The organism is Streptomyces sp. NPDC049627, assembly GCF_044465645.1.
GTDB lineage: Bacteria > Actinomycetota > Actinomycetes > Streptomycetales > Streptomycetaceae > Streptomyces.
In genome coordinates this window covers 382867-407988 of sequence record NZ_JBITLW010000008.1, presented here as the reverse complement: position 1 = coordinate 407988, position 25122 = coordinate 382867, and the positions used below count along the sequence as shown (strand labels likewise).

23 protein-coding genes are annotated in these 25122 nt (G+C 70.5%); 13 read left to right on the top strand and 10 right to left on the bottom strand.

The features are described 5' to 3' along the window. From ACIBU0_RS23945 to ACIBU0_RS23925, 5 genes are all read right to left on the bottom strand, one after another. Positions 1 to 993: a zinc metalloprotease gene (locus tag ACIBU0_RS23945; protein ID WP_398821553.1), complete on the bottom strand. Its 993-nt coding sequence runs from the start codon at positions 991 to 993 to the stop codon at positions 1 to 3. A 319-nt stretch (positions 994 to 1312) separates the two neighbouring features. Continuing rightward, the gene (locus ACIBU0_RS23940) at positions 1313 to 2974 is read right to left on the bottom strand and encodes an alkaline phosphatase D family protein (protein ID WP_398821551.1); all 1662 of its coding nucleotides are present in this window, start codon (positions 2972 to 2974) and stop codon (positions 1313 to 1315) included. 100 nt (positions 2975 to 3074) lie between these two features. Further along, complete coding sequence (locus ACIBU0_RS23935; protein ID WP_398821549.1) at positions 3075 to 3914, bottom strand: thioredoxin domain-containing protein; 840 nt, start codon at positions 3912 to 3914, stop codon at positions 3075 to 3077. A 75-nt stretch (positions 3915 to 3989) separates the two neighbouring features. Beyond that, complete coding sequence (locus ACIBU0_RS23930; RefSeq protein WP_398821547.1) at positions 3990 to 4688, bottom strand: hypothetical protein; 699 nt, start codon at positions 4686 to 4688, stop codon at positions 3990 to 3992. Between the two features lie 89 nt (positions 4689 to 4777). Next, positions 4778 to 6103 (bottom strand): DUF2252 domain-containing protein, encoded by a 1326-nt coding sequence (locus ACIBU0_RS23925; protein ID WP_398821546.1) that lies wholly within the window; start codon positions 6101 to 6103, stop codon positions 4778 to 4780. 169 nt (positions 6104 to 6272) lie between these two features. On the opposite strand from ACIBU0_RS23925, the gene dnaE reads away from it, so the two are divergent. Next, the gene (dnaE, locus tag ACIBU0_RS23920) at positions 6273 to 9812 is read left to right on the top strand and encodes a DNA polymerase III subunit alpha (RefSeq protein WP_398821545.1); all 3540 of its coding nucleotides are present in this window, start codon (positions 6273 to 6275) and stop codon (positions 9810 to 9812) included. Positions 9813 to 9910: 98 nt separating this feature from the next. Here the strand turns inward: dnaE and ACIBU0_RS23915 are convergent, their stop codons facing one another. Beyond that, positions 9911 to 10075, bottom strand: coding sequence for a hypothetical protein (locus tag ACIBU0_RS23915; RefSeq protein ID WP_398821543.1), 165 nt, complete (start codon positions 10073 to 10075; stop codon positions 9911 to 9913). Positions 10076 to 10322: 247 nt separating this feature from the next. Here ACIBU0_RS23915 and ACIBU0_RS23910 point away from each other — a divergent pair, with 247 nt between their 5' ends. The 4 genes from ACIBU0_RS23910 (at position 10323) to ACIBU0_RS23895 (ending at position 14517) form a co-directional block, all read left to right on the top strand. After that, positions 10323 to 11543, top strand: coding sequence for an NYN domain-containing protein (locus ACIBU0_RS23910; RefSeq protein ID WP_398821541.1), 1221 nt, complete (start codon positions 10323 to 10325; stop codon positions 11541 to 11543). Between the two features lie 212 nt (positions 11544 to 11755). Then, entirely contained in the window at positions 11756 to 12730 is a 975-nt protein-coding gene (locus ACIBU0_RS23905; RefSeq protein ID WP_398821539.1) for an ABC transporter ATP-binding protein, read from the top strand. A gap of 136 nt (positions 12731 to 12866) precedes the next feature. After that, positions 12867 to 13691: an ABC transporter permease gene (locus ACIBU0_RS23900; RefSeq protein WP_398821537.1), complete on the top strand. Its 825-nt coding sequence runs from the start codon at positions 12867 to 12869 to the stop codon at positions 13689 to 13691. 223 nt (positions 13692 to 13914) lie between these two features. Further along, complete coding sequence (locus ACIBU0_RS23895; protein ID WP_398821535.1) at positions 13915 to 14517, top strand: DUF2567 domain-containing protein; 603 nt, start codon at positions 13915 to 13917, stop codon at positions 14515 to 14517. 461 nt (positions 14518 to 14978) lie between these two features. Here the strand turns inward: ACIBU0_RS23895 and ybaK are convergent, their stop codons facing one another. The 4 genes from ybaK to ACIBU0_RS23875 all read right to left on the bottom strand — a co-directional run bounded on the left by ybaK (position 14979) and on the right by ACIBU0_RS23875 (position 19151). Next, positions 14979 to 15485 (bottom strand): Cys-tRNA(Pro) deacylase, encoded by a 507-nt coding sequence (gene ybaK, locus ACIBU0_RS23890; RefSeq protein ID WP_398821533.1) that lies wholly within the window; start codon positions 15483 to 15485, stop codon positions 14979 to 14981. Positions 15486 to 15511: 26 nt separating this feature from the next. After that, complete coding sequence (locus ACIBU0_RS23885; RefSeq protein ID WP_398821531.1) at positions 15512 to 16249, bottom strand: LON peptidase substrate-binding domain-containing protein; 738 nt, start codon at positions 16247 to 16249, stop codon at positions 15512 to 15514. 11 nt (positions 16250 to 16260) lie between these two features. After that, positions 16261 to 17382: a hypothetical protein gene (locus ACIBU0_RS23880; RefSeq protein ID WP_398821529.1), complete on the bottom strand. Its 1122-nt coding sequence runs from the start codon at positions 17380 to 17382 to the stop codon at positions 16261 to 16263. Between the two features lie 191 nt (positions 17383 to 17573). After that, on the bottom strand, positions 17574 to 19151 hold the full coding sequence (locus ACIBU0_RS23875; RefSeq protein ID WP_398821527.1) for an oxidoreductase: 1578 nt from the start codon (positions 19149 to 19151) through the stop codon (positions 17574 to 17576). A gap of 179 nt (positions 19152 to 19330) precedes the next feature. Here ACIBU0_RS23875 and hisD point away from each other — a divergent pair, with 179 nt between their 5' ends. From hisD to hisF, 8 genes are read left to right on the top strand one after another with little or no spacing between them, the layout of a single operon-like run. Next, on the top strand, positions 19331 to 20656 hold the full coding sequence (hisD, locus tag ACIBU0_RS23870) for a histidinol dehydrogenase (RefSeq protein WP_398821525.1): 1326 nt from the start codon (positions 19331 to 19333) through the stop codon (positions 20654 to 20656). Then, entirely contained in the window at positions 20653 to 21774 is a 1122-nt protein-coding gene (locus tag ACIBU0_RS23865; protein ID WP_398821523.1) for a histidinol-phosphate transaminase, read from the top strand. Before hisD ends, ACIBU0_RS23865 begins: the two co-directional genes overlap by 4 nt. Then, entirely contained in the window at positions 21771 to 22364 is a 594-nt protein-coding gene (hisB, locus tag ACIBU0_RS23860; protein ID WP_037889654.1) for an imidazoleglycerol-phosphate dehydratase HisB, read from the top strand. Before ACIBU0_RS23865 ends, hisB begins: the two co-directional genes overlap by 4 nt. Before the next feature lie 4 nt (positions 22365 to 22368). Continuing rightward, on the top strand, positions 22369 to 22533 hold the full coding sequence (locus ACIBU0_RS23855; protein ID WP_398821521.1) for a hypothetical protein: 165 nt from the start codon (positions 22369 to 22371) through the stop codon (positions 22531 to 22533). After that, on the top strand, positions 22530 to 23171 hold the full coding sequence (gene hisH / locus ACIBU0_RS23850; RefSeq protein ID WP_398821518.1) for an imidazole glycerol phosphate synthase subunit HisH: 642 nt from the start codon (positions 22530 to 22532) through the stop codon (positions 23169 to 23171). Before ACIBU0_RS23855 ends, hisH begins: the two co-directional genes overlap by 4 nt. 4 nt (positions 23172 to 23175) lie before the next feature. After that, complete coding sequence (gene priA, locus ACIBU0_RS23845; protein WP_398821516.1) at positions 23176 to 23901, top strand: bifunctional 1-(5-phosphoribosyl)-5-((5-phosphoribosylamino)methylideneamino)imidazole-4-carboxamide isomerase/phosphoribosylanthranilate isomerase PriA; 726 nt, start codon at positions 23176 to 23178, stop codon at positions 23899 to 23901. Then, positions 23898 to 24290, top strand: a complete 393-nt coding sequence (locus ACIBU0_RS23840) for a RidA family protein (protein WP_398821514.1) — start codon at positions 23898 to 23900, stop codon at positions 24288 to 24290. The genes priA and ACIBU0_RS23840 overlap by 4 nt, the downstream gene beginning before the upstream one ends. A 37-nt stretch (positions 24291 to 24327) precedes the next feature. Next, a complete protein-coding gene (gene hisF, locus ACIBU0_RS23835; RefSeq protein WP_398821512.1) occupies positions 24328 to 25083 on the top strand; it encodes an imidazole glycerol phosphate synthase subunit HisF in 756 nt (251 codons plus the stop codon). Positions 25084 to 25122: the final 39 nt, after the last annotated feature.

Below are 25122 nucleotides of genomic sequence, written 5' to 3'. Positions count from 1 at the left end.
TCAGCCGGCGGCCCGGTACGACGCCCAGCTCTGCTGCATGCGCGTCACCTGGCCCGCGGTGAACTGGTACATGCAGGAGTCGTACGTGTAGTCCATGAAGTTGTGGATCGGGTCGACGCCCGTCTTGTTGGTGCAGGTGTCGCGGCCGGTCGGGCACTGGTAGGCGGCGCTCTTCTCGGCAGGGGTGTCGCTGACGTAGTCGCCGTTGCCGTTACAGCCGCCCTGGAAGGTGTGGTACAGGCCCATCCAGTGGCCGACCTCGTGCGTCGCCGTGTCGCCCTCGTTGTAGTTGGCGGCCGAGCCGCCCGGCAGCGAGGCGTCGAGGATGACCACGCCGTCCATGGACGGGCTGGACTTGTAGGAGCTGGGGAAGGTCGCCCAGCCGAGGAGGCCGTCGCCGAGGTTGGCGGTGTAGATGTTCAGCGCGTTCGCGCCGCCCTTGCGCAGGGCGGACTTCATCGCCTTCTCCTCCGCGGAGCCGTAAGCGACGTTGTACCAGGCCGCGTTGTCGGTGTAGTCGGTGCCGGCCAGCGTGAACTGGTAGCCGGAGTCGACGTTTCCGGTTCCCTGGCCGGCGTAGGCCGCGTTCAGGACGTTCAACTGGGCGTTGATGTCGGAGGAGCTGAGCTGGCCGGTCGCGCCGTCGTGGATGACGTGCACGTAGACCGGGATGGTGGTGGAGGCGGCCGCGGCGAGGCTGCGGCTGCCCGAGGCGGGCAGCTTGCCGAGCTTCGCGCGCAGGTCGGCGTCCATGGCCTTGGCCTTGGCGGCGCTGACCTCGTTCGGTTCGGCGACGGTTTCGCCGCTGTGTCCGGGGTGGGCCTCGCGGGCCGCGGAGTTGCCGGTCTCCTCGACGCAGTCGGCGGCCGGAGCCTGGGCCGCTACGACTGTGGTGGGCGCCGAGAGGGGAGCGAACATCAGGGTTCCGGCCACCGCGGTCGTGGCGAGAACGCGTCTGCGCGTATGGGGTGATATCCGGGCAAGCGCACGCATGCCGACTCCTAGCTGATGCGTTGGGGAGAGGGGCGCAGGGGTCTTCCTGGCCGCCGCCCGGACATTACGTGGACATGTTCATGTCCGAAGAGAATCGTTCAGGCCCAATCAACGACCCGGCAAACAGGGGCGATCGGGGTACGTGAAAGATCAACCGTCCGGAGTTCGAGATCGCGGCGTAACGGGTTCCGCCGCCCGGGCGGGTGGTGTGTCCGGATTCGGACCGCGACTCGCACCACCCGCCGTAGCGATGTGATCTCCGGTTAACGCCCCTCAAACGGGCCAGGGTTGGCTGGAAAACGACCCTGGGGCACCGCTCTTACACGGGGTCGTACGTCCGCTCGACCTTCTGCGTGCCGCTGCGCGTGCGGTACGAGCGGGTCCACTTCGCGGTGGCGTCCTGCTTCGTCTTGTCGGACAGGACGTAGTAGTCCATCTGCGCGCGGTCGGCGGTGATGTCCAGGACGCCGTAGCCGTGGCGGTCGGTGTCGACCCAGTGGACGTGCCGGTTGGCGGCCTTGATGATCGGCGCGGCGATCGTGGAGACGGTGCCCTCGGGGACCTTGACGATGTCGTCGAGGTTGTCCGAGGTGACCGAGGTGACGACGAACTCCGTGGCGGCCGAGGCCGACAGCGGGTACGTGCCGGCGTCCACGGGCACGTCGTTGGCCCACGCCATGTGGATGTCGCCGGTCAGGAACACGGTGTTGCGGATCGCGTTCGAGCGCAGATGGGCCAGCAGCTCGCGGCGGTCGTCCGTGTAGCCGTCCCACTGGTCGGGGTTGAGGGCGAGGCCCTCCTGCGGCAGGCCCATCAGCTTGGCGAGCGGCTTGAGGAGGTCCGCGGTGAGGGAGCCGATCGCGAACGGCGAGATCATCACCGAGTTGCCGACCAGCCGCCAGGTGGTGTCGGAGGACTTCAGCCCCGCCTTCAGCCAGTCCAGTTGGGCCCGGCCGGTGAGCGTGCGGTCCGGGTCGTCGACCTCGCCGTTGCCGACCTTCACCTGCTGCGAGCGGAAGGAGCGCAGGTCGAGCAGGGAGAGGTCGGCGAGCTTGCCGAAGCGCAGCCGGCGGTAGGTCGTGCCGGCGATGGCCGGGCGCACCGGCATCCACTCGAAGTAGGCCTGCTTGGCGGCGGCCTGGCGCGCGGCCCAGGTGCCCTCGGCGCCCTCGGTGTGGTTCTCGGCGCCGCCCGACCAGGCGTCGTTGGCGATCTCGTGGTCGTCCCAGATCGCGATGACGGGCGCCTTGGTGTGCAGCGCCTGCAGATCGGGGTCCGTCTTGTACTTGCCGTGCCGGACGCGGTAGTCGGCGAGCGTGAGGGTCTCGTGGGTGGGCGCGGTCTGCCGTACGACCGTGCCACGCGTGCCGTACTCACCCGTGCCGTACTCGTAGATGTAGTCGCCCAGGTGGAGCCAGGCGTCCAGGTCGCCGCGGGCCGCGAGATGGCGGTACGAGGCGAAGTAGCCGGCCTCCCAGCTGGCGCAGGAGACCACGCCGAAGCGCAGGCCCGCCACGGACGCGTCCGCCGCCGGCGCGGTACGGGTGCGCGCCACCGGGGAGTCCGTGCCGCCCGCCGAGAAGCGGAACCAGTAGTCGGTGGCCGGCTCCAGGCCGCGTATGTCGGCCTTGACGGTGTGGTCGGAGGCGGCGGTCGCGGTGGTCGAGCCCTTGGCGACGATCGTCGTCAGCGCCTTGTCCCGCGCGACGACCCAGCTGACCTCGGTGTCCGGGCCGAGCCCGGAGCCGGGGGTGGCCTCTGGCATGGGCGTCACCCGGGTCCACAGCAGGACGCCGTCGGGCAGCGGGTCGCCGGACGCGACGCCGTGCAGGAAGGCGGGGGCCGCCTCGGCGGCGCCCGCGGGCAGGCCGGCGGCGAGCGGGCCGGCCAGGACAGCCGTCGCCGCCGCGGCCTTGACGACCGTACGGCGGCGCGGGGTAAGGGAATTGAACTGCTCGGATGCTCTGTATCGACTGGTCACAGCCGATCAGGTTACTGATCGGTATGAACAAGAGCGGGCGAACAGGCGAAAGTTCGCCCGCCCTTTTGCCGAAGGCCGGGTCAGCTTGCCGAAGGCCGGGTCAGCCCTTGAGGGCCGCGTCCACCGCCTTGGTGAACTCCTCCGCCGTCCACGGCTGGTTGGGGCCCGAGGTCTTCAGCTGCTTGCCGTCCATGACGAAGTTGGGGGTCCCCTTCACACCGTCCTTGTTGGTGTCGAAGGCCTTCGACATGGCCAGCGCCCAGGCGTCGTACGTGCCGTTCTTCACGGCGTTCTGGAACTTGGCGTTGTTCTTGAGCGCGGGGACGGTGTTCGCGATCTCGATGAGGTAGTCGTCGTCCTTGAACTTGTCGTCCGTCTCCTCGGGGTGGTACTTCGCCGAGTAGAGCGCGGTCTTGTACTCGAGGAACGCATCCGTGCTCACGTTCAGCGCGGCGCCCATGGCGCTCATCGCGTTCTTGGAGCCCTCGGCGTTGGCGCCGATCTTGCCGTCCTCCAGCTGGTCGCCGTCGAGGAACGTGCCACCGATGAACTGGATCTTGTACTTGCCGGCCTCGATGTCCTTGTCGACGACCGACCCGGCGGCCTGCTCGAACGAGGCGCAGACCGGGCAGCGCGGGTCCTCGTAGACCTTGAGCGTCTTCTTGGCGCTGTCCTTGCCGATGATGACGGTCGTGCCGTTCGTGCCCGTGGTGTGGGCCGGGGCGACGACCTTGTCGTCCTTCGCCGCCTCCCATTGGCCGGGCTTGTTGGCCTGCACGACGGCGTAACCTATGCCGCCCGCCGCCGCCAGGACGCCGACGACCGAGCAGGCGACGATGATCTGCCGCCTGACCTTGGCCCGCTTGGCCTCGCGCTCGCGCTCGATGCGCAGCCGCTCCCGGGCCGCCGTCTTCGCCGACTGGCTGTTCCGCTTGCTCATATTGGTGATCTCCATAGGGACCGCACACGTCGTGTGCGGGATACGTAAGGGTGGGCTGTGGTGCTCAGGTGCCGTTCACGCGAAGGTGAGGGCGGGCGAGCACGGCGGTCCACGCCGTCCCAGGGAGTGCACGAGGAGGAGGCTGCGGGCGCCGGCCGTACGGCGGGCGGGGCGCGGCAGGCGGCGGACCGGCGCGGTCCGGCGCACCGTCACCGCGGCGACCGCCAGCAGCAGCGGGCGGAACGTGGTCGCCGTCACCGCCCGCAGCAGCTGGGCCAGGGCACGCTCGCCGCGCCGCAGCCAGGCGGCGGCGAGGAGGCCGACGCCGATGTGCGCGCCGAGCAGGAGCCAGGGCGTCGCCGGATCGGCCTGGGCGAGGGCGGCGGCCAGACGGTGCGGGTCGGCACCGGTCACCCCGGTCAGGGGAGTGCTCACAGCGGTGTTGTCGCCGCACAGCACGTCGAAGCCGACGGACCGCAGCGGACCGGCGACCGGGCCGCCCGCCCTGCCGTAACAGACCCGCTGGCCGGTGGTGAGGATCGTGTCTGCGGCCAGTTCCAGCGGGATCAGCAGGGCGGCGATCCGCCCGAAGGTCCGCTCCCGTCCGGCCAGGGCGTAGGCGACGGCGAACACGGCGGCCATGAGCAGGGCCACCGTGTTCAGCGGCAGGGGCGCGCGGGACAGCAGCACGTGCGACGCGGTGCTGAGCGTCACGACGAGCGACGTGAACAGCGCCGCGCGAACGGCTCGCAGCTGGGTCCCGGATATGTCCATAGCGGAGGAGAGTGTGTCACGTAGTCCTGTAAGAGACCCTTAAAGGGTGCCTGAGACCGGCCACGGACCGACCGTGAGTGGCCTTTCCGTCACAGCCCCGGGATCCGGCCGTTGCGGAACAGGTCCACGAAGATCTGGTGGTCGGCACGCGCGCGTGCGCCGTAGCCGTGCGCGAAGTCGACCAGGAGCTCCGCGAAGCCCTCCTCGTCGGAGGCGATCGCCGCGTCGATGGCCCGCTCGGTGGAGAACGGCACCAGGGACTCGCCGGAGGTGTCGTCCGCCGCCGCGTGCATCGTGGCCGTGGCCCGGCCGAGGTCGGCGACGACCGCGGCGATCTCCTCCGGGTCGTCGATGTCGCCCCAGTCCAGGTCCACGGCGTACGGCGAGACCTCGGCGACCAGCTGGCCCGCGCCGTCCAGCTCGGTCCAGCCGAGCCACGGGTCGGCGTTCGCCTGCAGGGCGCGCTGGGAGATCACCGTGCGGTGACCCTCGTGCTGGAAGTAGTCGCGCAGCGCCTGGTCCGTGATGTGCCGGGAGACGGCCGGGGTCTGGGCCTGCTTGATGTAGATCACGACGTCGTTCTCGAGGGCGTCCGTGTGGCCCTCCAGAAGGATGTTGTACGACGGCAGCCCGGCCGACCCGATGCCGATGCCGCGGCGGCCGACCACGTCCTTCACCCGGTACGAGTCCGGGCGGGCCAGCGACGAGTCCGGGAGTGTCTCCAGGTAGCCGTCGAAGGCCGCGAGCACCTTGTAGCGGGTGGCCGCGTCCAGCTCGATGGAGCCGCCGCCCGGTGCGAAGCGGCGCTCGAAGTCGCGGATCTCGGTCATCGAGTCCAGCAGCCCGAAGCGGGTCAGCGCGCGGGCGTCCCGCAGGGCGTCCAGGAGCGGGCCCTGGGCGGTGTCCAGGGTGAAGGGCGGCACCTCGTCGCTCTTGGCGCCGGTCGCCAGGGCGTGCACGCGCTCGCGGTACGCGCCCGCGTAGATCCGCACCAGCTCGGAGATCTGCTCGTCGCCCAGCGCCTTGGCGTAGCCGATGAGGGCGATCGAGGCGGCGAAGCGCTTGAGGTCCCAGGTGAAGGGGCCGACGTACGCCTCGTCGAAGTCGTTGACGTTGAAGATCAGCCGGCCGGTGGCGTCCATGTACGTGCCGAAGTTCTCCGCGTGCAGATCACCATGGATCCACACGCGCGAGGTGCGCTCGTCCAGGTACGGGCCGCCCCGTTTCTCCGCGTCCAGGTCGTGGTAGAAGAGGCACGCCGTGCCGCGGTAGAACGCGAAGGCCGAGGCCGCCATCTTCCGGAACTTCACGCGGAACGCGGCCGGGTCGGCGGCCAGGAGCTCGCCGAAGGCGGTGTCGAAGACGGCGAGGATCTCGTCGCCGCGCTGCTCGTCGTTGAGCTGGGGGACCGACATCGCTGGGTGCCTCCTGGTGCAGTACATGTACGACAGCTCTCTGCCGTGTCCAACGCATGAAGGTACGCGCTAGTGCCCGTCGTGTGTCAGTCCCGAGGCATAGACTTCGACGCTGATCCCAGAAGTGTCCGCCACCCCGTCGCCGAGCGTTTCCCTTGGAGGACTCACCGTGTCAAAGCCGCCGTTCACGCACCTGCACGTCCACACCCAGTACTCGCTGCTGGACGGTGCCGCGCGGCTGAAGGACATGTTCAACGCGTGCAACGAGATGGGCATGACGCACATCGCCATGTCCGACCACGGCAACCTCCACGGCGCGTACGACTTCTTCCACTCCGCGCAGAAGGCCGGAATCACCCCGATCATCGGGATCGAGGCGTATGTCGCCCCCGAGTCGCGCCGCAACAAGCGCAAGATCCAGTGGGGCCAGCCGCACCAGAAGCGCGACGACGTCTCCGGTTCCGGTGGTTACACCCACAAGACGATGTGGGCGGTGAACAAGACGGGCCTGCACAACCTCTTCCGCCTCTCCTCGGACGCGTACGCCGAGGGCTGGCTGCAGAAGTGGCCCCGTATGGACAAGGAGACGATCTCCCAGTGGTCGGAGGGGATCGTGGCCTCCACCGGCTGCCCCTCCGGCGAGGTCCAGACCCGGCTGCGCCTCGGCCAGTTCGACGAGGCCCTCAAGGCGGCCGCCGACTACCAGGACATCTTCGGCAAGGACCGCTACTTCCTGGAGCTGATGGACCACGGCATCGACATCGAGCACCGGGTCCGCGACGGCCTGCTGGAGATCGGCAAGAAGCTCGGCATCCCGCCCCTGGTCACCAACGACTCGCACTACACGTACGCGCACGAGGCGGGCGCCCACGACGCCCTGCTGTGCATCCAGACCGGCAAGAACCTCTCCGACCCGGACCGCTTCAAGTTCGACGGCACCGGCTACTACCTGAAGTCCACGGACGAGATGTACGCCATCGACTCCTCGGACGCCTGGCAGGAGGGCTGCCGCAACACGCTCCTCATCGCCGAGATGGTCGACACCACCGGCATGTTCGAGAAGCGCGACCTCATGCCCAAGTTCGACATCCCCGAGGGCTACACCGAGGTCACCTGGTTCAAGGAGGAGGTCCGCCGCGGCATGGAGCGCCGCTTCCCCGGCGGCATCCCCGAGGACCGCCAGAAGCAGGCCGACTACGAGATGGACACCATCATCTCGATGGGCTTCCCCGGCTACTTCCTCGTCGTCGCCGACTTCATCATGTGGGCCAAGAAGCAGGGCATCGCCGTCGGCCCCGGCCGAGGCTCCGCGGCCGGCTCGATCGTCGCCTACGCCATGGGCATCACCGACCTCGACCCCATCCCGCACGGCCTGATCTTCGAGCGGTTCCTCAACCCCGAGCGCATCTCGATGCCCGATGTCGACATCGACTTCGACGAGCGCCGGCGCGTCGAGGTCATCCGGTACGTGACCGAGAAGTACGGCGCCGACAAGGTCGCCATGATCGGCACCTACGGCACCATCAAGGCCAAGAACGCGATCAAGGACTCCGCGCGCGTGCTGGGCTACCCGTACGCGATGGGCGACCGCATCACCAAGGCCATGCCCGCCGACGTCCTCGGCAAGGGCATCCCGCTGTCCGGCATCACCGACCCGCAGCACCCGCGCTACAGCGAGGCCGGCGAGGTCCGCGGGATGTACGAGAACGAACCGGACGTGAAGAAGGTCATCGACACCGCACGCGGCGTGGAGGGCCTGGTGAGGCAGATGGGTGTGCACGCCGCCGGCGTGATCATGTCCAGCGAGACCATCACCGAGCACGTGCCGGTCTGGGTGAGGCACACCGACGGCGTGACCATCACGCAGTGGGACTACCCGAGCTGTGAGTCGCTCGGCCTGCTGAAGATGGACTTCCTCGGCCTGCGCAACCTGACGATCATGGACGACGCCGTCAAGATGGTGAAGTCCAACAAGGGGATCGACATCGATCTCCTCAGCCTCCCGCTGGACGACCCCACGACCTTCGAACTGCTCCAGCGCGGCGACACCCTCGGCGTCTTCCAGTTCGACGGCGGCCCCATGCGCTCTCTGCTGCGCCTGATGAAGCCGGACAACTTCGAAGACATCTCCGCCGTGTCGGCCCTGTACCGCCCGGGCCCGATGGGCATGAACTCCCACACCAACTACGCCCTTCGAAAGAACGGCCAGCAGGAGATCACGCCCATCCACAAGGAGCTCGAAGAGCCCCTCAAGGAAGTCCTGGACGTCACCTACGGCCTGATCGTCTACCAGGAGCAGGTGCAGAAGGCCGCCCAGATCATCGCGGGCTACTCGCTCGGCGAAGCCGACATCCTCCGGCGTGTGATGGGCAAGAAGAAGCCCGAGGAGCTGGAGAAGAACTTCGTCATCTTCCAGGCCGGTGCCCGCAAGAACGGCTACAGCGACGAAGCGATCCAGGCCCTGTGGGACGTGCTGGTGCCCTTCGCCGGCTACGCCTTCAACAAGGCGCACTCGGCCGCGTACGGCCTGGTCTCCTACTGGACCGCCTACCTGAAGGCCAACCACCCGGCCGAGTACATGGCCGCGCTCCTGACGTCCGTGAAGGACGACAAGGACAAGTCGGCCGTCTACCTCAACGAGTGCCGCCGCATGGGCATCAAGGTGCTCCCGCCGAACGTCAACGAGTCGGTGCACAACTTCGCCGCCCAGGGCGACGACGTGATCCTCTTCGGCCTCGAAGCCGTGCGCAACGTCGGCACGAACGTGGTCGAGTCGATCATCAAGGCCCGCAAGGCCAAGGGCAAGTACGCCTCCTTCCCCGACTACCTCGACAAGATCGACGCGGCCGCCTGCAACAAGCGCACCACGGAATCGCTGATCAAGGCGGGCGCCTTCGACAGCCTGGGCCACACCCGCAAGGGCCTCACCGCGCACTTCGAGCCGATGATCGACAATGTGGTCGCGGTCAAGCGCAAGGAGGCCGAGGGCCAGTTCGACCTCTTCGGTGGCATGGGCGAGGAAGAGAGCAACGAACCCGGCTTCGGACTGGACGTGCAGTTCACGGACGATGAGTGGGACAAGACCTATCTCCTCGCCCAGGAGCGGGAGATGCTCGGTCTCTACGTCTCCGACCACCCGCTCTTCGGCCTGGAACACGTGCTGTCCGACAAGGCCGACGCCGGCATCGCCCAGCTCACCGGAGGTGAGCACGCGGACGGCGCGGTCGTCACCATCGGCGGCATCATCTCCGGTCTCCAGCGCAAGATGACCAAGCAGGGCAACGCCTGGGCGATCGCCACCGTCGAGGACCTCGCCGGTTCCATCGAGTGCATGTTCTTCCCGGCGACGTACCAGCTCGTCTCGACCCAACTCGTCGAGGACGCCGTCGTGTTCGTCAAGGGCCGCCTCGACAAGCGCGAGGACGTGCCGCGCCTGGTCGCGATGGAGCTACAGGTCCCCGACCTGTCCAACGCGGGCACCAACGCGCCCGTGATCCTCACCATCCCCGCCACCAGGGTCACCCCGCCGATGGTCAGCCGCCTCGGCGAGATCCTCAGCCACCACAAGGGCGAGAGCGAGGTCCGCATCAAGCTCCAGGGCCCGACCAAGACGACGGTGCTGCGCCTCGACCGGCACCGCGTGAAGCCGGACCCGGCGCTGTTCGGTGACCTCAAGGTGCTGCTCGGACCGTCCTGCCTGGCGGGCTGACCGGCAGCGGCCACCGAGCCGATCGCGAGAGGGGCGCGTCCCGCACGGGACGCGCCCCTCTTCATGTGCCTGGGTCTCAACAACCCGTTATGCAGATGTCAGTTGTGACCGAAGCGCTTCTGCCGGCCCTTGCGGGCCATGTCGCCCGGGGTCGCCGGCGCGATGCGCTGCTCGACCTGCGTCTCCATCGAGGACGGCTGGGCCTGCTGCTGGGCACGCTCGGCCTGCGGCTGCTTTCGGTCCTGCTTCTTGTTCTTGGCCATGGTGATCTGCCTCCTGTGGGGGATCTAGGGGCCAGGGCCGCGACCAGATTCACATAGGCTGATAAAGAACGCATTTCGGATAATTACCCTGTGTAACAGCGGTTGTCGGGGCGTGAGGCATGGCGCGCCACGGCGGCGATGCCCCGAAACGCCACGCCGAAGATCGAGTTCGCCCCGTTAACCCCCGCGCGGTCGGGCAGACTCGAAGGAAGCCCGAAGCAAACCTCCCAGGAAGAGGGTGAGTCGCGTGGACCGCTGCATCGTCCTGGTGGACGCCGGGTATCTGCTGGGGGCTGCCGCGAGCCTCCTCGCCGGGGAGCCCTCCCGGTCCCGGATCACCGTCGACCACACCGCCCTCATCCAAGGGCTGCGCGAACGCGCCGAGTCCGACACCCAGCAGCCCCTGCTGCGCATCTACTGGTTCGACGGCGCCCCCGACCGCGTCCCGCAGCCCGAGCACCGCCGGCTGCGCGTGATGCCCCGGGTCACCGTCCGGCTGGGCGCGCTGACCCGCAGCGACGGCCGCTGGGCCCAGAAGGGCGTGGACGCCGCCATGCACGCCGAGCTGACCGAACTGGCCCGCAACCGTGCCTGCTCGGACGTGGTGCTGGTGACCGGGGACGGCGATCTGCTGCCGGGCATGATGGCTGCCAAGGAGCACGGCGTGGCCGTACACCTGTGGGCCGTGCAGGCCGCCGACGGTGACTACAACCAGTCCGAGGACCTGGTCGCCGAGGCCGACGAGCGGCGCGTCCTGGACCGTACGTGGATCACCAAGGCCGTACGCGCCAAGGAGCTCACCGGAGTCTGCGCGCCCCCGCCCGCGCCCCGCCCCGAGATCGCCGCGATCCTGTCCGCGCCGCTGCCCGACTCCGCGCTGGCCGCGCCGGCCGAGCGGTCCGCCGACGAGGGCCGGCACGCCCCGGCGGGCGCCGCCTCGGAGAACGGCACGCAGGAGCGGGTGCCGGCGCCCAAGGGCGTGCCCACCCCGAAGGACCTCGCCGCCCTGCGCGCGCCCGGCGTGCAGCCGGCCCAGCACCCCGCGAGCGCGACGCTGCGCTGGTCCTCCGACAAGGGGTGGGTCGACCGGCCCGGCGTCGCGGCCGAGTCGCCCGAGGCCGCCTCGATGCCGACGCTCGCGCAGCTGACCACGGCGGAGCAGCGGTGGGCCGACCGGGAGGAGGACATCACGACGGTCGGCGGCGATCCCTACGAGGTGGGGCAGGTGTTCGCCCGGCGGTGGATGGAGCGGCTGGGGGACCAGGGGCACCTGCAGCGGCTGTCCGGGATGTACCCGCGGATCCCGCATCGGATCGACGGGGAGCTGCTCAGGTACGCGGCCCGGTTCGGGCTGCTCGCGCACAAGGACGACCAGATCGACGAGCATGATCGGTACGCGATCCGGGCCGGGTTCTGGCGGGAGATCGATGTGCGGACGGCGGCGGAGCACGCGCCTGCGGGTGAGTGAATCGGGCGGGTTGCGTGAGTCCGGCACCGCCGGACTTCGCCGTCTTGGCCGAGCGCGTCGCGGCGGATTTACCCGACAGCGAGATTTGTGACCGCGGCCAGGCGATTTGTGCCGAGTGGCCGACCCGAGGGCGGAGCCGGGGGCCGGACACCGTAGTCTCGTCCTTTGTGAGTACGCGCGCGGCACAGGCACTTCGGCACAGTGGTGATGTCGTGTGCGCCGTGCGCGGGCTGACCAAGACCTACCGGGCCGTGCGGGCGCGGCGCGGAGCGCCCGGGACGCCCGAGGTGCGGGCCACCGACGACGTACGGCTGGACATCCGGCGCGGCGAGATCTTCGGACTGCTCGGACCGAACGGCGCCGGCAAGACGACCCTCGTCCGGCAGCTCACCGGGCTGATGCGGCCCGACCGCGGCAGCGTCGAGATCCTCGGGCACGACATCGTGCGGCACCCGGAGCGGGCCGCGCGCATCCTCGCCTACCTCGGACAGGAGTCGACCGCCCTCGACGAGCTGACCGTGTCGCTCGCCGCCGAGACGACCGGGCGGCTGCGCGGCCTGGACGCGCGGCAGGCGCGGACCGAGCGGGACGCCGTACTCGACGAGCTGGGGCTCACGCCGATCGCCGGGCGGCCGCTGAAGAAGCTGTCCGGCGGGCAGCGGCGGCTGGCCTGCTTCGCCGCCGCGCTGGTGGGGGAGCGGCCCTTGCTCGTGCTCGACGAGCCGACCACCGCGATGGACCCGGTGGCGCGGCGGGCCGTGTGGTCGGCCGTGGACCGGCGGCGGGCCGAGCTCGGGACGACCGTGCTGCTCGTCACCCACAACGTCATCGAGGCCGAGACCGTGCTCGACCGGGTAGCGGTGCTCGACCGGGGGCGCGTGATCGCCTGTGACACGCCGTCCGGGCTGAAGGAACGGGTCGCGGGCGAGGTCCGCGTCGAGCTGCTGTGGCGGGACCGGGCGCCCCTGGAGGTGCCCGAGGTCGCCGCGCTGCAGGACCGGGCCGTGGAGTCCGGGCGCCGCTGGACGCTGCGGCTCGCCCCCGAGGAGGCCCGCGCGGTCGTCGCCACCGTCACCGGCGGGGCCGCCTTCGCCGCGCTGGACGACTTCACGCTGGCCACGCCGAGCCTGGAGGACGTGTATCTGGCGCTGGGCGGGGCCGCACAGCAGGGGCTGGTGAAGGCGTGAGCGCGCAGACTGCCGTATCCGTATCCGTATCCGTATCCGTACCCGTTTCCGTCTCCGTCTCCGTATCGGTGTCCGCGTCCGTACGGAACAGGGCCATCTCCCCAGTGATCCGCCGTGTGAAAGGGAGCAGCGCCACGTGAGTGTCGTACCCGCCGAGGTTCTGCCGGGAGGCGCCCTGGCCGGCGATGAGACGGCCGCTCCGGCCGCGGCCGAGCTCGGGCCGCGGGCCCGGCTGTGGCCGTCGCTGTGCGCCGTGTACCGGGCGCAGTTGTCCCGTGCGCGGGTCGCGCGGATTCCGCTGCTGTTCGTGGCGACCTTCCAGTCGATCGGGATCATGATCCTGATGCGCGGGGTCGTGGACGGCGGGGCCGAGGCACAGGCCGTGGTGGCCGGGTCGGCGGTGCTCGTCGTGGCCTTTGTCGCGCTGAACCTGCTCGCGCAGTACTTCGGGCAGCTGCGGGCCAGCGGCGGGCTCGACCACTACGCCACGCTGCCGGTGCCGCCGGCCGCGGTGGTGCTGGGTGCGGCGGGGGCGTACGCCTCCTTCACCGTGCCGGGGACCGTGGTGACGGCCGTCTTCGGGTGCGTGCTGTTCGGGTTGCCGGTGGCGCATCTGTGGGTGCTGGCGGCGGTGATCCCGTTGGCGGGAGCGGCGCTGGCGGGGCTGGGGGCGGCCCTCGGGCTGCTCGCCCCACGTCCCGAACTGGCCACACTGCTCGGGCAGTTGGGGATGTCGGCGGCGCTGCTGCTGGGCGTGCTGCCGGCCGACCGGATGCCGGAGGTGGTGCGGCTCGCGCGGGATCTGCTGCCGTCGACGTACGGCGTGGAGGCCTTTGCGCGGACGTTCGGGCCGCATCCCGACTGGGCGTTCGTGCTCGGTGACCTCGCCGTGTGCGGGATGGTCGGGGTCGTCTCGCTGGCCGTCGCCACCTGGGCGTACCGCCGGGCGGCCGTCCGGTGACGCGCCGCACAGGTCGGCCTGGCACGATGGCAGGGTGACCGCTCCGCTGACTCCACCACCGCCGCCGCGTGACCAGTCCCCGAACAACGCGTGGCAGCCGCCCGCTGCCGGGCACGCGGCCTCCACGCCGCCAGACGCCGGGCACGGCGCCCCGTCCGGTTCCTCCGGCTCCCAGAGCTCCCAGGGTCCCCAGGGCCCTCAGGGTCCTCACGGCGGGTACGGCATGTACGGAGTTCAGGCCTCGTACGGACAGGACGGTCCCGGAATGAAGACCGAAGTGCGGGAGGCCGCCGTGGTCGCGGTGGTCGTGGCGCTGAGTGGGGCGCTGCTCGGGGTGCTGTGGTGGTGGCTGGCGCCCAGCGTGCCGCTGGTCGGGGACATCGTCGACAAGAACTGGGTCGTCTACTTCAAGGACACCGAGGGCGAGCAGGCGGTCGGGGTGGACGGAACGTTCACTCTGCTTGCGCTTGCGTTCGGGCTGGTGAGTGCGGTGGCCGTCTTTCTCATACGGCGGCGCGGAGGCGTGCCGTTGGTGGTGGCGCTGGCTGTCGGGGGGTTTCTCGGGTCGCTGCTGGCCTGGCGGGTCGGCGTGTGGCTCGGGCCCACGCAGGACGTGATCGCCCATGCGAAGGATGTGGGGAAGGGCGTCGCCTTCTCCGCGCCGCTGAAGCTGGGGGCCAAGGGAGTGTGGCTGGTGTGGCCGCTGGCCGCGCTGCTGGTGCATCTGGGGCTGATGGCGTTGTTCGGGCCTCGGGACGGGGAGCCGTATCAGCAGCAGGCGGAGGGGCATCCGCAGCAGGGGCCGTACGGGACGCCGCCGGTGTAGGGCATGCGGCGCAGGGAATGCGGCAGGTGGCCGTGGTTCCAGTGCGGCAGCGGGCTGTCGGGTGCATCGAGCAGGCCCGTGACGGGACGCTCCCGCCCGTCCTGCTGTGGTGGGTCAGCGGCCCGGACTGCCATCCGATCCCGGCCGGGCATGCGCGACTCGCCGCGGCGATCGCCGAGTCGACCGTGCCCCCCGCTGCTGGAACTGCACCGCATCTCACCCAGCGACGAGGTGGCCGCAGGCACCGAGCAGGCACTGCGGCACTACGAGGGAGAACCGGCCCGGTTCGGCTGACGTGGACCGGGCCACTGCCAGGGGACGTGCGCCCCCTGGAGGTGCCGGTGTCTACGCCGGACGGTGGCCGTGGTTCGAGCGGCCCTTCTTGGTGCGCCACTTGCGCTTTCGCGTTTTCTTCGACATGTCCTCCGTAATTAGCCGAGGACACCTGGGTCGTCGAGGGGTCACGCACGCCCGATGGGGGCCAGGGTCGCGTTCGTGAGGTCGGTGAGGTCGTCGGGGGAGAGTTCGACTTCCAGGCCGCGGCGGCCCGCGGAGACGCAGATCGTGGTGTGGCCGGAGGCCGACGCGTCCAGGACCGTCGGGAGCTTCTTGCGCTGGCCCAGCGGGGAGATGCCGCCCCGGACGTAGCCGGTGGTGCGTTCCGCCAGGGCCGGGTCGGCCATGGTCGCGCGCTTGCCGCCGACCGCCGACGCCAGGGCTTTGAGGTCCAGCTGGCCCGCCACCGGGACCACCGCGACGGTGAGGTTGCCGTCCACGTCCGCCACCAGCGTCTTGAAGACCCGGTCCGGGGAGACGCCCATCGCCTCTGCCGCCTCCTCGCCGTAGGAGGGGTGGGAGGGGTCGTGGTCGTAGGAGTGGACCGTGTACGAGACGCCGGCTGCGGTCAGTGCCACCGTCGCGGGCGTGCCGCCCGTCTGCTGCTGTTGCTTCTTCGACTTCTTCGCCATGTGGCCGGTTCCCCAGAGGTCGTGCGTCAGTTGAGACTCGTCGGGCCGCGCGTCAGGTCCGACGCCGGCAGCGACGGCAGGGTACGGATGATCGAGGTCTCGGTGCGAAGGAGTTTCAGTTCGTCGCGCAGGCGGGACGCCGTGTCGGGGGACTGGAGCAGGCGCTGCTTGGTCGGGGTGTCCAGCATCATCGCGGCCGCCACCAGGTAGGAGACGACCGAGGGCTGGTCCGGAAGGTCGGCCGCCGTCGACAGGGAGCGTTCACGGGCGCCCGCCAGGCGCTTCTGGTACTGGCGGAAGGCACGCAGGACCCCTTCCGCCAGCGCCCCGGCCTCGTCGCCCGGCTCCTCCGGGAGTTCCTCCAGTTCGGCCGTCAGGAACGGACCGGACGCGTCCACGGAGAGCAGGCGTACCCGGGTCGTCCCCGTCGCCAGCACCTCGAAGGTGCCGTCGGCCCGCTCCCGGACGGTCGCCGCGTCCGCCACACAGCCCACCCCGTGGAACGCCTTGAGCGGATCCGGGCCGAAGCCCGCCGCCGGGCCGCGTTCGGGGATCGCTGTGGGGTCCGGCATGCCGGGGGCGCTCTGGGCCACCTCGTGGCCGTCGCGGATCGCCACGACGGCGAAGCGGCGCGGTTCCTCCTCGGGGGTTTTCAGGAGTTCGCGCATCATGGCGCGGTAGCGCTCCTCGAAGACGTTCAGCGGCAGCACGAGCCCCGGGAACAGCACCGAGTTCAGGGGGAAGAGCGGAAGGCGGACGGTCACGGCGCCAAAGCCTAGTGGTCGCCGGAGTGAACACGTCCGGCGCGCCCACTCCGTGGATGACCGGCCCCTTCAGGACCGGCCCCTTCAGGACCGGCGCCTGCAGGACCGGCCCCTGCATGACCGGTCTGGGGACGACCGGCGCGTGCGTCGCGCGGAGCAGCGGTCGCCGCCCGCGTCCGGACCTCCTCGCGCACCTCCAGGAACCGGCCCAGCGGATCCTCCGAGAACCGGCTCCACGGGAAGGAGGTGGCGTACGGGCCGATCAGGCGCAGCTGCTCCAGGGCGTCCTCCCAGCGGCCCAGCCGCACCAGGACGTACGTCAGCTTGTTGCGCATCCCGGCCGCCCAGAGGTCGGTTGCGGGAAACCGGGACGAGAGCGCGACGGCCCGGTCGGCCGCCGCGTCCAGCCGCTCGGGCGGCACGCCCGGACCGCAGCCGTCGGTCAGGTAGGCGAAGGCGGCCCGGGTCGGCAGTGCCTGCACGAGGGAGTCGGCCGGGGCGTCCTGGGCCGCACGGTCGGCGAAGTCGAAGCACTCACGGTGGGAGCCGTGCCAGGACGTGGCCAGGTAGCGCAGGGCGGCCACATGGCAGCCGTAGTGGAGCGGGGCGCGGCGCAGCGCCGCTTCCCACACCTCCCCGAAGTAGGTGTGCCCGGCGCGGGAGCCGCGCGCGTGGTCCAGCGCGATCCGCCACGGCACCGGGTCGCGGTCGTCGGCGCGGGCGGCGGCCGTGATCAGCGGGCTGACCCCGCGCAGCAGCTCGGCCCGGGCCGGTGACTGCCAGGCGCGGTCCACCGCGAGCTGGGCCTTGACCAGCAGGGCGTCCGGATCGTGCGGGGCGGCCGCGCACCAGGCCTGCAGCCACTCGGGCCGCGAGCGCGCGAAGGCGGCCAGACGCAACACATACCCGTCGCGGGACTCCCAGCGCGCCCCGAGCCGGGTGGCGGCGAGCAGTTCGGCGGCCGGTTCGTACGCGCCCTGCCCGGCCGCGACCAGCGCGGGTCCGAGGTGGTCGTCGGGCGCGTCGAGGAGCACCTCGGCATCGGTGGGGAGCCCGACGGCGGGGCGTTCTACGTTCCTTGCCGTCCGGGACGCACGGCCGAACGGGAGCAGCAAAGCCATGGTGTCGACCATTGAAAGACCGCCGGCCGTACCCGCGCCAGAGGGAACGGACAACCAGTGGAAAGTTGTACGCGGATGGGTCAAGAACCGGTAAAGGTCAAGGGTTCAACAAGTGTCCGACATTCGTATGTTCTCCTCAGGAACCCCACTGACCTCACAATTCTCAGCGAAACTCAACGAAAATCAGTGAAACTCAGCCGGGTTCAATTCCGCCGCAGCAGCCGCGTGGCCCCCGCCGCCACCGTCGTCGCCAGGATCCAGCCCAGCAGGATCATCGCCGCGGCCAGCCACTGCCAGCCGCCGCTCAGCTGCCAGAAACCGACCTGGCCCAGATCGATGACCGGCAGCAGCAGATCGAGGGCGAACAGCGCCGGATTCCAGGTCGGATGCTCGCCGCCCTTCAGCGGGGGATGGTCGGCGTGTGCGAAGGCCACCGAACTCGCCGCCCAGAGCACCGCCATCCATACGGCGGCCCGGCCGGGCCGGTACCCGTAGGCGACCGTCCAGTCCTGCGCGTAACCCCACAGCTTGGCCGCGGGCGGCAGGGTCTCGCGACGGCGGCGCTGCTTGGCGAGCAGCACCTCCCGCGCATCCTCGTCCTCACCGCCCGCCCGCAGCACGGAGGCCAGCAGCTCGTACGGCTCCGGGTTGTACTCGGCGGTCGCCGCGGCCACCCACTCCAGCCGCCGCTCCAGCGGGAACGGGCCGCGCGGCACGAGGTTCTCGTAGGTGAAGCCGCCCATGTGCAGCAGGCCCGGACCCGGCCAGGCGTCCGCCCGGTCCATGAGGTTGACGATCCGCGCCCCGGACAGCACGACCCCGCCGCGCTCCGGCCGCTCACCGAGGAAGCGCAGCTCGGGCGTCTGGATGCGGCGCAGCGACAGCTCCTGCTCGTCGGTGAAGGCGAACCGGGCCCGCTCCAGGTCGACCGCGTCCCCGAACCGCCCGTCGTCCAGCCGCACTCCGCCCTGGCACGCGAACCGCTGGATGCGCGTCCCGCGTGCGGGTGTGCGGCCGCTCAGCAGCGGACTGCCGACGCCCGCCGGGGTCAGATACAGGGTGCGCCCGACGGTCAGCTGGGGGGCGTTCAGCGCGAGCCGCGTGTACGGGTTGACCAGCCGCGCGCCCCGCAGGCTGAGCGACACGCCGATGCTGGCGCCGCGCAGGCTCATCTCGCCGTGCGACTCCAGCATCTCGGCCTGGAGGTCCTGGCCGACGTTGATGCCGTCCGCGGCGATCGAGCGGCCGCTGCGGTCGCGGTAGACGATCGCCTGGTTGAGCAGCAGATCCGTGCCGATCTGCGCGTCCGTGAGCCGTACCCCGTTGTGGAAGCGGCAGCGCGGCAGGTGCAGGTCGCCCTCGGTGTGCACCCGGGCGGCCTCCAGGCGCGGCACCGAGCAGCCCACCAGCCGCACGGTGGTGAAGTGGGCCTCCGGCAGCCGGATCTCCTGGTCGAAGCGGCAGCCGCGCATCTCGACGTACGGCACGACCGTGCCGCCCGCGAGGTCCATGGTGTCGCTGATCCGGACGCCGACCAGCTTCAGCGCCGACACCCGGCCCGCGAGGGCGGGCGGTCCGTCCAGCAGCAGCCAGCAGACGATCCGCGCGCGTACGGTCCGCTCGTCTCCCCAGGGATGTCCGCCGTGCGGATCGTCCACGGCCGTGTCCCCGCTGCTCAGGTCGTACACGGTGCCGTTGCGGAAGGCCTGCCACATGCCGGCCTCGGCCGCGGTCAGTCCGTCGGGCAGGTCCCCGTCCGGGGTGACGGCCCCCTCAGTCACAGCTTTTCCTTCCTCCCCGTCTACTCGCGGGTCGTTTGTCCTCGTACAACCGTTCATGCCCGCTGGGTAACGCCCCGAACGCAAGACGTGAAGGGGATCTTCCGGGTTCCTCAGGGCGCGCGTATCAGCCATTGGAATGCGCGGACGGCCCGCGACCCGGGTCTGAGAGAATTGAGCCCGTGATCTCCCGAATCGATCTGCGCGGCGATGCCCTTCCCGAGGGCCCCGCCCTGCGCGACCTGCTGCCCCGAGCCGAGTTCGACGTTCAGGCCGCCCTGGAGAAGGTGCGTCCGATCTGCGAGGCCGTGCATCATCGGGGCGACGCGGCGCTGATCGACTTCGCCGAGAAGTTCGACGGGGTCAGGCTCGACCAGGTGCGGGTGGCCCCGGCGGCGCTCACGCGCGCGCTGGACGAGCTGGACCCGGCCGTGCGCGCGGCCCTGGAGGAGTCCATCCGCCGCGCCCGGCTCGTCCACCGCGCGCAGCGCCGCACGACGCACACCACCCAGGTCGTGCCCGGCGGCTCGGTCACCGAGAAGTGGGTGCCGGTCGACCGGGTCGGGCTCTACGCGCCCGGCGGCCGATCCGTCTACCCGTCCTCCGTGGTCATGAACGTCGTGCCCGCCCAGGAGGCCGGCGTCGAGTCGATCGCGCTCGCCTCCCCGGCCCAGGCCGAGTTCGGCGGCCTGCCGCACCCGACGATCCTCGCCGCGTGCGCGCTGCTCGGCGTCGACGAGGTGTACGCGGCCGGCGGTGCGACGGCCGTCGCGATGTTCGCGTACGGCACCGAGTCCTGCGCGCCCGCCAACATGGTCACCGGCCCCGGCAACATCTGGGTCGCCGCCGCCAAGCGCTACTTCACCGGCAAGATCGGCATCGACGCCGAGGCCGGCCCGACCGAGATCGCCGTCCTGGCCGACTCCACCGCCGACCCGGTGCACGTCGCCTCCGACCTGATCAGCCAGGCCGAGCACGACCCGCTCGCCGCCGCCGTCCTCGTCACCGACTCCGTGGAGCTCGCGGACGCGGTGGAGAAGGAGCTGGAGCCGCAGGTCGCGGCCACCAGGCACATCGACGACCGGATCGTCCCGGCCCTCAAGGGCAAGCAGTCCGCGATCGTCCTGGTCGACGGCGTCGACGAGGGCCTGAGGGTCGTCGACGCGTACGGCGCCGAGCACCTGGAGATCCAGACGGCCGACGCGGCCACCGTGGCCGAGCGGGTGCGCAACGCCGGGGCGATCTTCATCGGCCCCTGGGCGCCGGTCTCGCTCGGCGACTACGCCGCGGGCTCCAACCACGTGCTCCCGACCGGCGGCTGCGCCTGCCACTCCTCCGGGCTGTCCGTGCAGTCCTTCCTCCGCGGCATCCACATCGTCGACTACACGAAGGACGCGCTGGCCGAGGTCGCGCATCACGTGGTCACGCTGGCGGAGGCGGAGGACCTGCCGGCACACGGCGCGGCGATCAAGGCGAGGTTCGGTTGGAAGGTGCCCGAGAGCAAGTGAGCGACGTGAGGATCGACGATCTCCCCGTACGGGACGAACTGCGCGGCAAGTCCCCCTATGGCGCGCCCCAACTCGACGTCCCCGTACGGCTGAACACCAACGAGAACCCCTACCCGCTGCCCGAGCCCCTCGTCGAGCGGATCACCGAGCGCGTCCGCGAGGCGGCCCGCAACCTCAACCGCTACCCGGACCGGGACGCGGTGGAGCTGCGCACCCAGCTCGCCAAGTACCTGACGGACACGTCCGGCCACGAGGTCGGTCTCGCCAACGTCTGGGCGGCCAACGGCTCCAACGAGGTCATCCAGCAGCTGCTGCAGACCTTCGGCGGACCCGGCCGTACGGCCATCGGCTTCGAGCCGTCGTACTCGATGCACGCCCTCATCGCGCGCGGCACCGGCACCGGATGGATCTCCGGCCCCCGGAACGACGACTTCACGATCGACCTCGCCGCCGCCGAGAAGGCGATCGCCGAGAACCGGCCGGACGTCGTCTTCATCACCACCCCCAACAACCCCACGGGCAACGCCGTCCCGCCCGAGACGGTCCGCGCGCTGTACGAGGCCGCGCAGGCCGCGAAGCCGTCGATGGTGGTCGTGGACGAGGCGTACATCGAGTTCAGCCACGGCGACTCGCTGCTGCCGCTGCTCGAAGGCCGGCCGCATCTCGTCGTCTCCCGGACGATGTCGAAGGCCTTCGGCGCCGCGGGCCTGCGTCTCGGCTATCTCGCCGCGCACCCGGCGGTGGTGGACGCCGTCCAGCTCGTACGGCTGCCGTACCACCTGTCGGCCGTCACCCAGGCGACCGCCCTGGCCGCCCTCGAACACACCGACACACTGCTCAAGTACGTCGAGCAGCTGAAGTCGGAACGGGACCGGCTGGTGAGCGAACTGCTCGCCATCGGCTACGAGGTCACGGCGTCGGACGCCAACTTCGTGCAGTTCGGCCGGTTCGACGGCGAGGGGGGCGCGCACGCCGCCTGGCAGAAGATCCTCGACCGGGGCGTCCTGGTCCGGGACAACGGCGTGCCGGGCTGGCTGCGGGTCACCGCCGGAACCCCCGAAGAGAACGACGCGTTCCTCGACGCGGTACGTGAACTGAAGAAGGAGCAGAGCGCATGAACCGCGTAGGACGCGTGGAGCGGGTGACCAAGGAGACCTCGGTCCTCGTCGAGATAAACCTGGACGGCACGGGCCAGGTCGATGTGTCGACCGGCGTCGGCTTCTACGACCACATGCTCGACCAGCTCGGCCGGCACGGTCTGTTCGACCTGACCGTCAAGACCGAGGGCGACCTGCACATCGACTCGCACCACACCATCGAGGACACCGCCCTCGCGCTCGGCGCCGCCTTCAAGCAGGCCCTCGGCGACAAGGTGGGGATCTACCGCTTCGGCAACTGCACGGTCCCGCTGGACGAGTCGCTCGCCCAGGTCACCGTCGACCTGTCCGGCCGTCCCTACCTCGTGCACACCGAGCCCGAGAACATGGCGCCGATGATCGGCGAGTACGACACCACGATGACCCGGCACATCCTGGAGTCCTTCGTCGCCCAGGCGCAGATCGCGCTGCACGTGCACGTGCCGTACGGGCGCAACGCCCACCACATCGTGGAGTGCCAGTTCAAGGCGCTGGCGCGGGCCCTGCGGTACGCGTCCGAGCGGGACCCGCGCGCGGCCGGCATCCTTCCCTCCACGAAGGGTGCGCTGTAAAGCCATGAACGGTCTGTCGACCCTGCTGATCGTCGTCGGCCTCTTCCTGGTCGGCGGCATCTACTCCTTCGTCAAGCAGCAGATGCCCAAGAGCCTCATCGTGCTGCTCTCGATAGGCGCCGCCATGTGTCTCGTCGCGGGCGTCCTGAGGCTGGAGGTGTGGAATTGACCAACCCCAAGAAGGTCGTGGTCTTCGACTACGGCTTCGGCAACGTCCGCTCCGCCGAGCGTGCCCTCGCGCGCGCGGGAGCCGACGTCGAGATCACCCGTGACTTCGACAAGGCCATGAACGCCGACGGGCTGCTGGTGCCGGGCGTCGGCGCCTTCGCCGCCTGTATGCACGGGCTGAAGGAGGCGCGCGGCGACTGGATCGTCGAGCGGCGCCTGGCCGGCGGCCGTCCCGTGATGGGCATCTGCGTCGGCATGCAGATCCTGTTCGCGCGCGGCATCGAGCACGGCGTCGAGACCGAGGGCCTCGGCGAGTGGCCCGGCTCGGTCGAGCCGTTGCAGGCCGACATCGTGCCCCACATGGGCTGGAACACCGTGGACGTGGCGGCCGGCTCCGAGCTGTTCGCCGGCCTGGACGCGGACGCCCGCTTCTACTTCGTGCACTCCTACGCCGTCCACGACTGGACCCTGGAGACGGAGAACCCGGTGATGACCGCTCCCAAGGTCACCTGGTCGACGCACGGCAAGCCCTTCGTGGCCGCCGTGGAGAACGGCGCCCTGTGGGCCACCCAGTTCCACCCCGAGAAGTCCGGCGACGCCGGAGCGCAGCTGCTCACCAACTGGATCGGAACCCTGTAGAGACATGGCCAAGCTCGAACTCCTCCCCGCCGTCGACGTCCGCGACGGCCAGGCCGTCCGCCTCGTGCACGGCGAGTCCGGCACCGAGACCTCCTACGGCTCCCCGCTGGAGGCCGCCCTCGCCTGGCAGCGCTCCGGCGCCGAGTGGCTGCACCTGGTCGACCTGGACGCCGCCTTCGGCACCGGCGACAACCGGGAGCTGATCGCCGAGGTCGCGAAGGCCATGGACATCAAGGTCGAGCTGTCCGGCGGCATCCGCGACGACGCCTCCCTGGCCGCCGCGCTCGCCACGGGCTGCACGCGCGTGAACCTCGGCACGGCCGCCCTGGAGACCCCCGAGTGGGTCGCCAAGGTCATCGCCGAGCACGGCGACAAGATCGCCGTCGGCCTCGACGTACGCGGCACGACCCTGCGCGGCCGCGGCTGGACCCGTGACGGCGGCGACCTCTACGAGACGATGGAGCGCCTCAACAGCGAGGGCTGTGCCCGTTACGTCGTCACGGACATCGCCAAGGACGGCACGCTCCAGGGCCCGAACCTGGAGCTGCTGAAGAACGTCTGCGCGGCGACGGACCGCCCGGTCGTCGCCTCCGGCGGCGTCTCGTCCCTGGACGACCTGCGGGCCATCGCCGAGCTGGTGCCCCTCGGTGTCGAGGGCTCCATCGTCGGGAAGGCCCTGTACGCGAAGGCGTTCACCCTGGAAGAGGCCTTGGAGGCTGTGTCGTCATGACGTCCGATGCCGTACGGCGCGTGCAGAGCGGAAGTCCCTGGGAAGAGTCCTTCGGTTTCGCACGCGCCGTCGCGGCGGGCGACCGCGTGCTGGTGGCGGGCACCACGTCCTTCAAGGGGCAGGTGCTGTACGGCGAGGGCGACCCGTACGAGCAGGCCAAGGTGGCCTTCACCGGCGCGCTGGAGGCCATCGCCGAGTTCGGGCTCGGCGTCGAGTCCGTGGTCCGTACGAGGATGTACCTGACCCACGCGCGCGACGTGGACGAGGTGGGCCGGGCCCACAAGGACCTCTTCGACGCGGTGCGGCCGGTGTCGACCCTGCTGGTCGTCGAGGGGTTCGTCGACCCGCGCATCCTGGTCGAAGTGGAAATAGAAGCCTTCCGAGGCTAGAGGAACTTTCAAGGCAACTCAGAGGAGCCGTGGATTCATGACCCTGGCGGTCCGAGTCATCCCCTGCCTGGACGTGGACAACGGCCGGGTCGTCAAGGGCGTCAACTTCCAGAACCTGCGGGACGCGGGCGACCCCGTCGAGATGGCCAAGGTGTACGACGCCGAGGGTGCCGACGAGCTGACGTTCCTGGACATCACCGCCTCGTCGGGCAACCGCGAGACGACGTACGACGTGGTGCGCCGCACCGCCGAGCAGGTCTTCATCCCGTTGACGGTCGGCGGCGGTGTCCGCACGGCCGAGGACGTGGACCGGCTGCTGCGGGCGGGCGCGGACAAGGTGGGCGTCAACACCGCCGCCATCGCCCGCCCCGACCTGATCCGCGAGATCGCGGAGCGGTTCGGGCGGCAGGTGCTGGTGCTGTCGGTCGACGCGCGGCGCACGCCGACCGGGTCCTTCGAGGTGACGACCCACGGCGGCCGCAAAGGCACCGGCATCGACGCCGTCGAGTGGGCCCACCGGGCCGCCGAGCTGGGCGCGGGCGAGATCCTGCTCAACTCGATGGACGCGGACGGCACCAAGGACGGCTACGACCTGGAGATGATCCGGGCGGTGCGGGGGCACGTGACGATCCCGGTGATCGCCTCCGGCGGCGCAGGCAAGCTCGACGACTTCCCGCCGGCCGTGGGCGCGGGGGCGGACGCGGTGCTCGCGGCGTCCGTGTTCCACTTCGGTGATCTGCGGATCGGCGAGGTGAAGGAGACGCTGCGGGCCGCGGGGCACGCGGTCCGCTAGCGGGAGCCCTTGACGAGGGTGCCCCGGTCGATCCTGGCC

Excerpts from the sequence above, each read along its gene's own strand:
- ACIBU0_RS23895 (WP_398821535.1), top strand. The coding sequence starts at position 13,915 with ATGTACGGAGTTCAGGCCTCGTACGGACAGGACGGTCCCGGAATGAAG.
- ACIBU0_RS23930 (WP_398821547.1), bottom strand. The coding sequence starts at position 4,688 with ATGGACATATCCGGGACCCAGCTGCGAGCCGTTCGCGCGGCGCTGTTC.
- ACIBU0_RS23880 (WP_398821529.1), bottom strand. The coding sequence starts at position 17,382 with ATGGTCGACACCATGGCTTTGCTGCTCCCGTTCGGCCGTGCGTCCCGG.
- ACIBU0_RS23855 (WP_398821521.1), top strand. The coding sequence starts at position 22,369 with ATGAACGGTCTGTCGACCCTGCTGATCGTCGTCGGCCTCTTCCTGGTC.
- hisF (WP_398821512.1), top strand. The coding sequence starts at position 24,328 with ATGACCCTGGCGGTCCGAGTCATCCCCTGCCTGGACGTGGACAACGGC.
- ACIBU0_RS23935 (WP_398821549.1), bottom strand. The coding sequence starts at position 3,914 with ATGAGCAAGCGGAACAGCCAGTCGGCGAAGACGGCGGCCCGGGAGCGG.
- ACIBU0_RS23925 (WP_398821546.1), bottom strand. The coding sequence starts at position 6,103 with ATGTCGGTCCCCCAGCTCAACGACGAGCAGCGCGGCGACGAGATCCTC.
- ACIBU0_RS23915 (WP_398821543.1), bottom strand. The coding sequence starts at position 10,075 with ATGGCCAAGAACAAGAAGCAGGACCGAAAGCAGCCGCAGGCCGAGCGT.
- ybaK (WP_398821533.1), bottom strand. The coding sequence starts at position 15,485 with ATGGCGAAGAAGTCGAAGAAGCAACAGCAGCAGACGGGCGGCACGCCC.
- ACIBU0_RS23945 (WP_398821553.1), bottom strand. The coding sequence starts at position 993 with ATGCGTGCGCTTGCCCGGATATCACCCCATACGCGCAGACGCGTTCTC.
- hisB (WP_037889654.1), top strand. The coding sequence starts at position 21,771 with ATGAACCGCGTAGGACGCGTGGAGCGGGTGACCAAGGAGACCTCGGTC.
- ACIBU0_RS23840 (WP_398821514.1), top strand. The coding sequence starts at position 23,898 with ATGACGTCCGATGCCGTACGGCGCGTGCAGAGCGGAAGTCCCTGGGAA.
- priA (WP_398821516.1), top strand. The coding sequence starts at position 23,176 with ATGGCCAAGCTCGAACTCCTCCCCGCCGTCGACGTCCGCGACGGCCAG.